Here is a 12,654-nt window from a genome sequence, read left to right as displayed (position 1 = left end):
CATGGCGGCCCGCCGCTCAGCGATGAGCCTCGGAAACCTGCTCAGGTCCTTGCTGCTCGGCCTGGTCTACCTGCTGGCATTGCCGGCGCAGGCCCGCGAACTGCTGCTGGTCAGCAGCGACCAGAGCGCTTCCGTCCAGGCGTTCAGCCAGGCGCTCGCCGAACGCCGCCCGGAGGACCAGGTTCGCCTGGAGTCCCCCGACAGGCTGCCCCCCGCCTCGACGCTCTCCCCGGAGACCCATTTGCTGCTGCTGGGGACGGCCGCGCTGAACTGGCGCCTGGCCAGCGAACAGGGCCCACCGGCACTGACGTTGCTGGTCAGCCGCGTGGAAGCAGAGCAACTGCTCGACGGTCGCCGTCCCGAGGGCATCAGCCTGCTCTGGAGCGATCCGCCACCCTCCCGGCAGCTGCAACTGGCGCTGCTGCTTCATCCGCGACCGCAGCGCATCGGCGTGCTGTTCAGTCCCTCCAGCGAGTTCCTGCTGAAGGAACTGTCGGAGCACGCCCAGCAGCTGGGCGTCGAACTGATCACCCAGGAACAGGAGCGCAGTGATGATCCACGCCCGCTGCGTGAATTGCTCGACAACAGTGACCTGCTGCTGGGACTGGACGACAAACTGCTTTACAACCCGCGCACGGTCAAAGGCATCCTGCTCAGCGCCTATGCCGAGAACCATGCCCTGATCGGCCCCACCGTGGCGTTCGTCAGGGCCGGCAGCCTGGCGAGCACCTACAGCGACCAGAACGATTGGCTGGACACCCTGGCCCCACTGCTCGACCAGTCGCCGTCGCAATGGCCCCCGAGCCTCTACCCTGAACACTTCAAGGTGCAAAGCAACCGCCAGGTGGCGCGTTCGCTGGGCATCGAGTTGCAGGACGACGCCTCGCTCGCGCATCGTCTTGCCGAAGGAGACTCCCCATGAGCGCCCGCAAGAGCTGGAATATCCAGACACGCATGCTGGCCATCAGCCTCGGTCCGGCGCTGCTGCTGACACTGCTGCTCACCGGCTATTTCACCTACTCGCGCCTGCAGGACCTGCGGCAAGAGTCCAATCACACCGGCCAGCTGATCGCCAACCAGCTGGCACCGGCCGCCGAGTACGGCGTCATCTCCGGCAACCTGCCAGTGCTGCAAAGCCTGCTGCGGGCCACCCTGGGCACCGCTCACGTGCGCTTCATCGAAGTGCGCGACCGCAGCGACAACATCCTGGTCTACGTCGAGCACGCCGCCGATCCGGCGCAAGGCACCGCCAAGGTGGAAATCTTCCACGCCGCCATCCAGCGCGAGAACATCCAGCTCAATGACGGCAACCTGGACGTCGCCCTCGATGCCAACGCAGCCCCGGCGTCCAGCAATGACTACCTCGGTCGCGTGGTGGTTGGGATGGCCAGCGATGCCTTCAGCGAGCGCCAACAGGAGATTCTCTTCAAGGCCAGCCTGCTGGCACTCTTCGCGTTGGTACTGACCTACCTCCTCGCCCGGCGCCTGGCGCACCGCCTGGCCGCGCCAATCAGCACCATGGGCCGCGCGGTACAGGCGATCCAGAGTGGCGACTATCACACCACCCTGCCGGTGCCCGACGACGGCGAAGTCGGCGACCTCGCCCGGCACATCAACAACCTCGCCCGCGGCCTGCAACAAGCCGCCCTGGAGCAGGAACGCAGCATCGCCCAGCTAGTGGCCGCACGAGAGGAAGCCGAAGAGGCGAACCGCGCCAAGTCCGATTTCCTGGCGATGATGAGCCACGAATTGCGCACGCCGATGAACGGTGTGCTGGGCATGCTGCAGCTGCTGGAAACCACCGAGCTGAACCAGGAGCAGGCCGAATACAGCGCGCTGGCAACCGAATCCACCGAGCACCTGCTCAAGGTGATCAATGACATCCTCGACTTCTCCCGCATCGAGCGCGGTGCACTGGAGCTGGAGCGCATCCCGTTCAACCTGCTGGAACTGATCCAGAGCTCCGTGCAGGTGTTCCAGCACAGCGCCCATCAGCGCGGCCTGGAACTGGAACTGGCGGTGCAGGACGGCCTGAACGCCCTCGAAGTACAGGGCGATCCGACGCGCATCCGGCAGATCCTGGTGAACCTGCTGGGCAATGCCCTGAAGTTCACCGAAGAAGGCGGCGTGCGGCTGGAAGCCACCTGGCAGGCGCTGGACGATGAGGTCCTGTGGCTCAGCTGTTCGGTACAGGACAGCGGCATCGGCATCTCCCAAGAGCGTCTGGAGCACATGTTCGACGCCTTCCAGCAGGCCGACTCGTCCACTTCACGGCGCTACGGCGGCACCGGCCTGGGCCTGGCCATCGCCCGGACCCTGGCCGAACGCATGGGCGGAACCCTCGGTGCCAGCAGCGAGGAAGGCTGTGGCTCGACCTTTACCCTGGAAATCCCCCTGCCCTTCCGCGAGCGCCAGGCCGCCACCGAGGAAGGCGAGACAGGTGCCGATACGCTTGCCGCTGGTCAGTCCGTTCTGCTTGTCGAGGACAACCCAGTGAATCAAACGGTCATAGAAGCTATGTTGCGCAGCCTGGGTTATCGCGTCACGCTGGTAGGTGATGGCGTCCAGGCGGTCCGCACCTCCGAGCGCGGCGACTACGCGGTGATCCTGATGGATTGCCGGCTGCCGGTGCTCAATGGCTACGAGGCCACCCGGCAGATCCGCTCAAGGCCCGGTGGCGAGCAGGTGCCGATCATCGCCCTGACCGCCAACGCCCTGCAGGGCGACCGGGAAACCTGCCTGGAGGCAGGGATGAACGACTACCTGGCCAAGCCGTTCAAGCGGGCGGAACTGCAACGGATCCTGCAGCGCTGGGTTGCTCCAGGCCGTTGATCCGCGCGCACGCATGCACCACACTGCGGACCGACCACGGGCATCTGCCCCTGACAACAACAAGGCGCCGACGAAAAGTGAACAAGCGTTCGCCGGACGCTGTGACTTTCACCTAAAGGCAATAGTCTATGACTAGGCTGCCGCGTGAGACCGTGACAATAAAAACGGAACGCGGCGCCGCAGGCAGAAGCCAACACCGCCTGCCATCCAAGATTTTTGAGGAGCTCGCATGACCAAACAACACGCCTTCACCCGAGAAGACTTGCTGCGTTGCAGCCGCGGCGAGCTCTTCGGCCCGGGTAATGCGCAACTGCCCGCCCCCAACATGCTGATGATCGACCGCATCACCCACATCAGCGAAACCGGCGGCAAGTATGGCAAGGGCGAACTGGTCGCCGAGCTGGATATCAACCCCGACCTGTGGTTCTTCGCCTGCCACTTCGAAGGCGACCCCGTCATGCCGGGCTGCCTGGGCCTCGACGCCATGTGGCAGCTGGTGGGCTTCCACCTCGGCTGGCAGGGCAATCCCGGCCGCGGCCGCGCCCTGGGTTCGGGTGAAGTGAAGTTCTTCGGCCAGGTCCTGCCGACCGCCAAGAAAGTCACCTACAACATCCATATCAAGCGTACGATCAATCGTTCGCTGATCCTGGCCATCGCCGACGGCACCGTCAGCGTTGATGGCCGCGAAATCTACAGCGCCGAAGGCCTCCGCGTCGGCCTGTTCACTTCCACTGACAGCTTCTAAGGGTATCCGCATGCGTCGCGTCGTGATCACCGGTCTGGGCATCGTTTCCTGCCTGGGCAATGACAAAGACACCGTCTCCGCCAACCTGCGTGCAGGCCGTGCTGGCATCCGCCACAACCCGAGCTACGCCGAGATGGGCCTGCGCAGCCACGTTTCCGGTTCGGTCAACCTGAACCTGGAAGAGCTGATCGACCGCAAGGTCTTCCGCTTCATGGGCGACGCCGCCGCCTACGCCTACCTGGCGATGGAACAGGCAATCAAGGACTCCGGCCTCACCCCCGAGCAGATCTCCAACCCGCGCACCGGCCTGATCGCCGGTTCCGGTGGTGCTTCCACCCTGAACCAGATGGAAGCCATCGACACCCTGCGCGAGAAGGGCGTCAAGCGCATCGGCCCATACCGCGTAACCCGCACCATGGGCAGCACCGTTTCCGCGTGCCTGGCCACGCCCTTCCAGATCAAGGGCGTGAACTACTCCATCTCCTCGGCCTGCGCCACCAGCGCGCATTGCATCGGCCAGGCCATGGAACAGATCCAGCTGGGCAAGCAGGACGTCGTCTTCGCTGGCGGCGGCGAGGAAGAACACTGGAGCCAGAGCTGCCTGTTCGACGCCATGGGCGCCCTCTCCACCCAGTACAACGAGACCCCGGAGAAGGCCTCCCGCGCCTACGACGCCAAGCGTGACGGTTTCGTCATCGCCGGCGGCGGCGGCATGGTCGTCGTCGAAGAGCTGGAACACGCCCTGAAGCGCGGCGCCAAGATCTACGCCGAAATCGTCGGCTACGGCGCCACCTCCGATGGCTACGACATGGTTGCCCCGAGCGGCGAAGGCGCCATCCGCTGCATGCAGCAGGCCCTGTCGACCGTGGACACCCCGATCGACTACCTGAACACCCACGGCACCTCCACCCCGGTCGGCGACGTCGCTGAAATCCGTGGCGTGCGTGCAGTGTTCGGCGACAAGGCCCCGGCCATCAGCTCCACCAAGAGCCTGTCCGGCCACTCCCTGGGCGCCGCTGGCGTTCACGAGGCTATCTACTGCCTGCTGATGATGGAAGGCAACTTCATCGCCGGTTCCGCCAACATCGACGAGCTGGACCCGGAAGTCGCCGACATGCCGATCCTGCGCGAGACTCGCGAAAACGCAAAGATCGACACCGTCATGAGCAACAGCTTCGGCTTCGGCGGCACCAACGCCACCCTGGTCCTGAAGCGCCACAACGGCTGATCAGTGACCCAAACAAGAAAGGCGCCCTAGGGCGCTTTTTTTGTTGTCTGCGATTCTTGTCTACCCGCCCATGACAACGGGGAGAGTGCGACCAGGAAAGCTCGCAGCGAAGACGCTGCAGCCATTAGCGAGGTGATAGTGGCAGCCGTCAGGGAAGCAGCAACGGCCAGGACCGTCCCGCGAGCGTCGCCGAGCCGGTGGCGACACCCTCCACGCCTGAGCGTGCAGTCCGGTTGCCGGGTCAGCGCCTACTCAATTGGGCGCTGAGATCGTCAGCACAGGCGCCCTGAAGACAATGCCGTACGCAGCCTCCTCATAGCACCACAGCAGCAGCGCAAAGGCATCGGGCAGCCCCCTGCTACCCCGAATCGAGAAGGCAGCCCTGGGGCGCGGCGTAGAAGCCCTGCTGCCCCCTCCTCCCTCACTGCCGAAGCCTTCCATGCCCGCCTGGACTATCCGCACTCTTGTAGGAGTCGGCCATGCCCGCGAGCCGCCCAACACCCTCATCACCGGCTAACTGCGCCCTACATAGAAGGCTCCGAAACTATTTTTCGCGCGCAAAAACAAAACCCCCGACCAGCTCTCGCTGATCAGGGGTCTTGGGATAGGAGCTTGACGATGACCTACTCTCACATGGGGAAACCCCACACTACCATCGGCGATGCATCGTTTCACTGCTGAGTTCGGGATGGGATCAGGTGGTTCCAATGCTCTATGGTCGTCAAGCAATTCGGTTGGATGCTCGCCTTGGCGTTCATCCGAATTCGGTATGCTTACACTAATAAGCAAAGCCCCGGACAGCGAAGCTGACCGGGGCTTTGGGATAGGAGCTTGACGATGACCTACTCTCACATGGGGAAACCCCACACTACCATCGGCGATGCGTCGTTTCACTGCTGAGTTCGGGATGGGATCAGGTGGTTCCAACGCTCTATGGTCGTCAAGCAATTCTTTAGGACGCTCGTGGCTTGCGCACACGCTCATCCGAATTCGGGTATGTGACAGGTAATTTGCGGTTCACACGAACTTTCGGTTCGTTACGTCTTCACCGTACAACACGCAAATTGTTTGGGTGTTATATGGTCAAGCCTCACGGGCAATTAGTATCGGTTAGCTCAACGCCTCACAGCGCTTACACACCCGACCTATCAACGTCGTAGTCTTCGACGGCCCTTCAGGGGAATCAAGTTCCCAGTGAGATCTCATCTTGAGGCTAGTTTCCCGCTTAGATGCTTTCAGCGGTTATCTATTCCGAACATAGCTACCCGGCAATGCCACTGGCGTGACAACCGGAACACCAGAGGTTCGTCCACTCCGGTCCTCTCGTACTAGGAGCAGCCCCTCTCAAATCTCAAACGTCCACGGCAGATAGGGACCGAACTGTCTCACGACGTTCTAAACCCAGCTCGCGTACCACTTTAAATGGCGAACAGCCATACCCTTGGGACCGGCTTCAGCCCCAGGATGTGATGAGCCGACATCGAGGTGCCAAACACCGCCGTCGATATGAACTCTTGGGCGGTATCAGCCTGTTATCCCCGGAGTACCTTTTATCCGTTGAGCGATGGCCCTTCCATACAGAACCACCGGATCACTAAGACCTACTTTCGTACCTGCTCGACGTGTCTGTCTCGCAGTCAAGCGCGCTTTTGCCTTTATACTCTACGACCGATTTCCGACCGGTCTGAGCGCACCTTCGTACTCCTCCGTTACTCTTTAGGAGGAGACCGCCCCAGTCAAACTGCCCACCATACACTGTCCTCGATCCGGATAACGGACCAGAGTTAGAACCTCAAGCATGCCAGGGTGGTATTTCAAGGTTGGCTCCACGCAGACTGGCGTCCACGCTTCAAAGCCTCCCACCTATCCTACACAAGCAGGCTCAAAGTCCAGTGCAAAGCTACAGTAAAGGTTCACGGGGTCTTTCCGTCTAGCCGCGGATACACTGCATCTTCACAGCGATTTCAATTTCACTGAGTCTCGGGTGGAGACAGCGCCGCCATCGTTACGCCATTCGTGCAGGTCGGAACTTACCCGACAAGGAATTTCGCTACCTTAGGACCGTTATAGTTACGGCCGCCGTTTACCGGGGCTTCGATCAAGAGCTTCGCTTTCGCTAACCCCATCAATTAACCTTCCGGCACCGGGCAGGCGTCACACCCTATACGTCCACTTTCGTGTTTGCAGAGTGCTGTGTTTTTAATAAACAGTCGCAGCGGCCTGGTATCTTCGACCGACATGGGCTTACGCAGTAAATGCTTCACCCTCATCGGCGCACCTTCTCCCGAAGTTACGGTGCCATTTTGCCTAGTTCCTTCACCCGAGTTCTCTCAAGCGCCTTGGTATTCTCTACCCAACCACCTGTGTCGGTTTGGGGTACGGTTCCTAGTTACCTGAAGCTTAGAAGCTTTTCCTGGAAGCATGGCATCAACCACTTCATCATCTAAAAGATGACTCGTCATCAGCTCTCGGCCTTGAACACCCGGATTTGCCTAAGTGTTCGGCCTACCACCTTAAACTTGGACAACCAACGCCAAGCTGGCCTAGCCTTCTCCGTCCCTCCATCGCAGTAACTAGAAGTACAGGAATATTAACCTGTTTCCCATCGACTACGCTCTTCAGCCTCGCCTTAGGGACCGACTAACCCTGCGTCGATTAACGTTGCGCAGGAACCCTTGGTCTTTCGGCGTGGGAGTTTTTCACTCCCATTGTCGTTACTCATGTCAGCATTCGCACTTCTGATACCTCCAGCAAGCTTCTCAACTCACCTTCACAGGCTTACAGAACGCTCCTCTACCGCGCATCTTGCGATGCACCCGTAGCTTCGGTGTATGGTTTGAGCCCCGTTACATCTTCCGCGCAGGCCGACTCGACTAGTGAGCTATTACGCTTTCTTTAAAGGGTGGCTGCTTCTAAGCCAACCTCCTAGCTGTCTAAGCCTTCCCACATCGTTTACCACTTAACCATAACTTTGGGACCTTAGCTGACGGTCTGGGTTGTTTCCCTTTTCACGACGGACGTTAGCACCCGCCGTGTGTCTCCCACGCTGACACTTCCAGGTATTCGGAGTTTGCATCGGTTTGGTAAGTCGGGATGACCCCCTAGCCGAAACAGTGCTCTACCCCCTGGAGTGATACGTGAGGCGCTACCTAAATAGCTTTCGAGGAGAACCAGCTATCTCCGAGCTTGATTAGCCTTTCACTCCGATCCACAAGTCATCCCCTACCTTTTCAACGGGAGTGGGTTCGGTCCTCCAGTCAGTGTTACCTAACCTTCAACCTGCTCATGGATAGATCGCCCGGTTTCGGGTCTATACCCAGCGACTAAAACGCCCTATTAAGACTCGCTTTCGCTACGCCTTCCCTATACGGTTAAGCTCGCCACTGAATATAAGTCGCTGACCCATTATACAAAAGGTACGCAGTCACCTAACAAAGTAGGCTCCCACTGCTTGTACGCATACGGTTTCAGGTTCTATTTCACTCCCCTCTCCGGGGTTCTTTTCGCCTTTCCCTCACGGTACTGGTTCACTATCGGTCAGTCAGTAGTATTTAGCCTTGGAGGATGGTCCCCCCATATTCAGACAAAGTTTCTCGTGCTCCGTCCTACTCGATTTCACTTCAAAGAACCTTTCACATACGGGGCTATCACCCACTATGGCCGCACTTTCCAGAGCGTTCTGTTAGATTCAAAGAAGCTTAAGGGCTAGTCCCCGTTCGCTCGCCACTACTAAGGGAATCTCGGTTGATTTCTTTTCCTCAGGGTACTTAGATGTTTCAGTTCCCCTGGTTCGCCTCTTGCACCTATGTATTCAGTACAAGATACCCGAGTTATCTCGGGTGGGTTTCCCCATTCAGAGATCTCCGGATCAAAGTCTGTTTGCCGACTCCCCGAAGCTTATCGCAGGCTACCACGTCTTTCATCGCCTCTGACTGCCAAGGCATCCACCGTATGCGCTTCTTCACTTGACCATATAACCCCAAGCAATCTGGTTATTGTCTCGAACGTGAAGACGACATTCGCCGAAAATTCGCGCTTGAACTCGCAAATTTTACCTTGACTTGAATAATCACCAGTGAAAGAGATTATTCAGTCTACTTCTATCACATACCCAAATTTTTAAAGAACAGTTCTGGCACAAAGACCAGACATCAATGTTCGTTCAATCTGAACATTCATGTCTGAGCTTTCGACGATTTTTAATGGTGGAGCCAAGGAGGATCGAACTCCTGACCTCCTGCGTGCAAAGCAGGCGCTCTCCCAGCTGAGCTATGGCCCCGTATCGGATCAGCAGCACACCACAACAATTGGTGGGTCTGGGCAGATTCGAACTGCCGACCTCACCCTTATCAGGGGTGCGCTCTAACCAACTGAGCTACAGACCCAATCGTTCGGGCTTTGCCAGCTTGTCGACCTCACCCGCTCTCTATCCAAGAGCCGGGGGCGCGCTCAAACCAACCGAGCAGCAAACCTATCGTCTAACCAGTGAATCAAGCAATTCGTGTGGGAGCTTATGAAGAAGCTGCGATCTTCGATTAAGGAGGTGATCCAGCCGCAGGTTCCCCTACGGCTACCTTGTTACGACTTCACCCCAGTCATGAATCACTCCGTGGTAACCGTCCCCCTTGCGGTTAGACTAGCTACTTCTGGAGCAACCCACTCCCATGGTGTGACGGGCGGTGTGTACAAGGCCCGGGAACGTATTCACCGTGACATTCTGATTCACGATTACTAGCGATTCCGACTTCACGCAGTCGAGTTGCAGACTGCGATCCGGACTACGATCGGTTTTATGGGATTAGCTCCACCTCGCGGCTTGGCAACCCTCTGTACCGACCATTGTAGCACGTGTGTAGCCCTGGCCGTAAGGGCCATGATGACTTGACGTCATCCCCACCTTCCTCCGGTTTGTCACCGGCAGTCTCCTTAGAGTGCCCACCATAACGTGCTGGTAACTAAGGACAAGGGTTGCGCTCGTTACGGGACTTAACCCAACATCTCACGACACGAGCTGACGACAGCCATGCAGCACCTGTGTTCCGATTCCCGAAGGCACTCTCGCATCTCTGCAAGATTCCGGACATGTCAAGGCCAGGTAAGGTTCTTCGCGTTGCTTCGAATTAAACCACATGCTCCACCGCTTGTGCGGGCCCCCGTCAATTCATTTGAGTTTTAACCTTGCGGCCGTACTCCCCAGGCGGTCGACTTATCGCGTTAGCTGCGCCACTAAGATCTCAAGGATCCCAACGGCTAGTCGACATCGTTTACGGCGTGGACTACCAGGGTATCTAATCCTGTTTGCTCCCCACGCTTTCGCACCTCAGTGTCAGTATCAGTCCAGGTGGTCGCCTTCGCCACTGGTGTTCCTTCCTATATCTACGCATTTCACCGCTACACAGGAAATTCCACCACCCTCTACCGTACTCTAGTCAGGCAGTTATGGATGCAGTTCCCAGGTTGAGCCCGGGGATTTCACATCCATCTTACCAAACCACCTACGCGCGCTTTACGCCCAGTAATTCCGATTAACGCTTGCACCCTTCGTATTACCGCGGCTGCTGGCACGAAGTTAGCCGGTGCTTATTCTGTTGGTAACGTCAAAACAGCAAGGTATTAACTTACTGCCCTTCCTCCCAACTTAAAGTGCTTTACAATCCGAAGACCTTCTTCACACACGCGGCATGGCTGGATCAGGCTTTCGCCCATTGTCCAATATTCCCCACTGCTGCCTCCCGTAGGAGTCTGGACCGTGTCTCAGTTCCAGTGTGACTGATCATCCTCTCAGACCAGTTACGGATCGTCGCCTTGGTAGGCCTTTACCCCACCAACTAGCTAATCCGACCTAGGCTCATCTGATAGCGCAAGGCCCTAAGGTCCCCTGCTTTCTCCCGTAGGACGTATGCGGTATTAGCGTTCCTTTCGAAACGTTGTCCCCCACTACCAGGCAGATTCCTAGGCATTACTCACCCGTCCGCCGCTGAATCCGGGAGCAAGCTCCCATCATCCGCTCGACTTGCATGTGTTAGGCCTGCCGCCAGCGTTCAATCTGAGCCATGATCAAACTCTTCAGTTCAATACTGCTTGGGTTTTGAGAAAACCCTAAACTTGGCTCAGCAATCGCATGCTCTATTTAAAGAGCTAAAACTCTCGAATTCACGAGTGTTACTTGCGTTGCTGATAATCAGTCGATCATCAGTCTTACATCACAAGCACCCACACGAATTGCTTGATTCGACTTGTTAAAGAGCAGTTGGTCAAGGCTTTCGTCTCAACCGAGGCGCGCATTCTACGCTAACCTCATCTTCCGTCAAGCCTTATTTTTCGAAAATTTCTTTTCTACTCAATCGCTTGGGCTTCCGAGAAGTCAAACCTCTCATCAGCGGGAGGCGCATTCTACAGCGATCAAGCTCACTGTCAAGCACCTCGGCGATCTTCCTTTCAGCTCGCTGCCGGAGCAGCCAATGGAAAGCGGCAAGTGAATCACCTGCCTGATCACCACCCTCAACTCCGAATCTCTGTAAGTACTTGATTTTCAAGTTCTTTCAGCGCTTCGTCGCTGGGAGTGGTGCGCATTATAGGGACTGAAAAGAGCCCGTCAACGACTTTTTGCAGAAAGATGACAAATATCTGCCTCCCCTTCCCTCTCCTATATAGAAGCAAGCCTTCCGGCGACCGCACACCGTCAGGAGCACCGATGGCGGACGGGCCCAAGCCGATGCGCCGTCCCTCTCAGCCGCCTCTTCTATATAGAGAAGACTCACCAGGACCTCACACCTCAACGCGCTTCCTGGATTCCTACGAGCTTTGCAGGTTGCCGCTTCGGAAAGCCGTCCGCCATTCTCCAGCCGTCACGGTCAATCCCGTGGCCACGTTTAGCGACTTGTAGAGATGGCGCGATTGCGCTGAAAGCGCATGCAGGAAAGAGCGAATATTTCCTGTAGGCCCTTTCACGCCTGCAGTATTCACTACTGGCTCTATGGCGGATCGCGCGGGGAGACCCTCGGGTCTGCCGGTTCCATCTCCCGGTTCGCTAACCCTGCGCGGTCCGCCACCCTTCGAATAGCGACGACGTGTGGCGGCTCCTCAACCTCGTAGATGGAGCCTCACCATGCAAGACGCTTACAAGCCTGTCGTTTTCCAACACCACACCTACCAACTGCGCGCGATCCTGATCGAACGCCAACCCTGGTTCGTCGCCCATGACTTCGCCCGCCTGATCAACGCCCGCCGCCCCAACAGCCTACCCAAGCGTATGGACCCGGAACAGAAACGTTCCGTCATCCTGGAGTAGCCGGCCGCCATCACGATGACTCACTAGTGCTGAGCAGAGGCGCTAAAGGTGAGTGGACGCCTCATGACTTGCGTCGCACAGGCGCTACCATGATGCAGGAGCTCGGTGTGACGCTGGAGATCATCGATCGCTGCCAGAACCACCTGCTGGGCGGTTCCAAGGTACGCCGGCATTACCTGCACCACGACTACGCCAAGGAAAAAACAGAGGCATGGCAGCTTTTAGGAGAGAAGCTCGATGGGCTTATGAAACTCTCTGAGGTAGGGAATTTCTACTGAAGAACAACCAATTACTTACCTTACTCGATCACTCTCGGCTGCCACGTGGGAAACACCAAATAACGGGCTGTCGACGATGGCTATGCCCATGCCACCATCTACCTCCTAACATCTGAAATCAGATACCTGGAAGCCATTGCAACCACTTTTCCTATAGATCATCGGAAGCCCCAGCGGACCGGCAAGCCAGAGGATCCCCCTGCACTCGCAGTGTTGCTAGTCTGGACCGATTTTGGGGCCCGGATTCAGTAACAAAGCAGCCCCGGCGTAGTACTCACCT

The 12,654-nt window shown here is 58.0% G+C and carries 5 protein-coding genes, 2 tRNA genes, 4 rRNA genes and 1 pseudogene; 6 read left to right on the top strand and 6 right to left on the bottom strand.

What is annotated here, in order from left to right:
• Position 1 precedes the first annotated feature (1 nt).
• The 4 genes from GA645_RS10080 to fabB all read left to right on the top strand — a co-directional run bounded on the left by GA645_RS10080 (position 2) and on the right by fabB (position 4,805).
• Positions 2 to 922, top strand: a complete 921-nt coding sequence (locus tag GA645_RS10080; RefSeq protein ID WP_256676129.1) for an ABC transporter substrate-binding protein — start codon at positions 2 to 4, stop codon at positions 920 to 922.
• The gene (locus GA645_RS10075; protein WP_152222295.1) at positions 919 to 2,832 is read left to right on the top strand and encodes an ATP-binding protein; all 1,914 of its coding nucleotides are present in this window, start codon (positions 919 to 921) and stop codon (positions 2,830 to 2,832) included. The genes GA645_RS10080 and GA645_RS10075 overlap by 4 nt, the downstream gene beginning before the upstream one ends.
• Before the next feature lie 229 nt (positions 2,833 to 3,061).
• On the top strand, positions 3,062 to 3,577 hold the full coding sequence (gene fabA, locus GA645_RS10070; RefSeq protein WP_152222293.1) for a 3-hydroxyacyl-[acyl-carrier-protein] dehydratase FabA: 516 nt from the start codon (positions 3,062 to 3,064) through the stop codon (positions 3,575 to 3,577).
• Positions 3,578 to 3,587: 10 nt separating this feature from the next.
• Positions 3,588 to 4,805 carry a beta-ketoacyl-ACP synthase I gene (gene fabB, locus GA645_RS10065; RefSeq protein ID WP_152222291.1) on the top strand — a complete coding sequence of 406 codons (1,218 nt, stop codon included), beginning with the start codon at positions 3,588 to 3,590 and terminating at the stop codon, positions 4,803 to 4,805.
• A gap of 610 nt (positions 4,806 to 5,415) precedes the next feature.
• On the opposite strand, the gene rrf (GA645_RS10060) is transcribed toward fabB, so the two are convergent.
• The 6 genes from rrf (GA645_RS10060) to GA645_RS10035 all read right to left on the bottom strand — a co-directional run bounded on the left by rrf (GA645_RS10060) (position 5,416) and on the right by GA645_RS10035 (position 10,878).
• Positions 5,416 to 5,531: ribosomal RNA gene (gene rrf / locus GA645_RS10060) — 5S ribosomal RNA — on the bottom strand.
• Positions 5,532 to 5,634: 103 nt separating this feature from the next.
• A 5S ribosomal RNA gene (gene rrf / locus GA645_RS10055) occupies positions 5,635 to 5,750 on the bottom strand.
• A 134-nt stretch (positions 5,751 to 5,884) separates the two neighbouring features.
• Positions 5,885 to 8,776, bottom strand: a 23S ribosomal RNA gene (locus tag GA645_RS10050).
• A gap of 232 nt (positions 8,777 to 9,008) precedes the next feature.
• A tRNA-Ala gene (locus GA645_RS10045) sits at positions 9,009 to 9,084 on the bottom strand.
• Between the two features lie 29 nt (positions 9,085 to 9,113).
• Positions 9,114 to 9,190: transfer RNA gene (locus GA645_RS10040), tRNA-Ile, on the bottom strand.
• A gap of 151 nt (positions 9,191 to 9,341) precedes the next feature.
• Positions 9,342 to 10,878: ribosomal RNA gene (locus GA645_RS10035) — 16S ribosomal RNA — on the bottom strand.
• Together the 16S, 23S and 5S rRNA genes with 2 tRNA genes alongside form the textbook arrangement of a ribosomal RNA operon.
• A 1,035-nt stretch (positions 10,879 to 11,913) precedes the next feature.
• Between GA645_RS10035 and GA645_RS10030 the strand changes: the two genes are divergently transcribed.
• A complete protein-coding gene (locus GA645_RS10030; protein WP_152222289.1) occupies positions 11,914 to 12,096 on the top strand; it encodes a hypothetical protein in 183 nt (60 codons plus the stop codon).
• A pseudogene (locus tag GA645_RS10025) lies at positions 12,096 to 12,374 on the top strand (integrase); the annotation flags it as partial. The gene GA645_RS10030 and the pseudogene GA645_RS10025, both read left to right, overlap by 1 nt.
• Positions 12,375 to 12,654 lie beyond the last annotated feature (280 nt).

The organism is Pseudomonas sp. SCB32 (assembly GCF_009189165.1).
GTDB lineage: Bacteria > Pseudomonadota > Gammaproteobacteria > Pseudomonadales > Pseudomonadaceae > Pseudomonas.
Note: the sequence above shows the minus strand (reverse complement) of the source record. Positions and strands in the feature narration are given on the sequence as shown.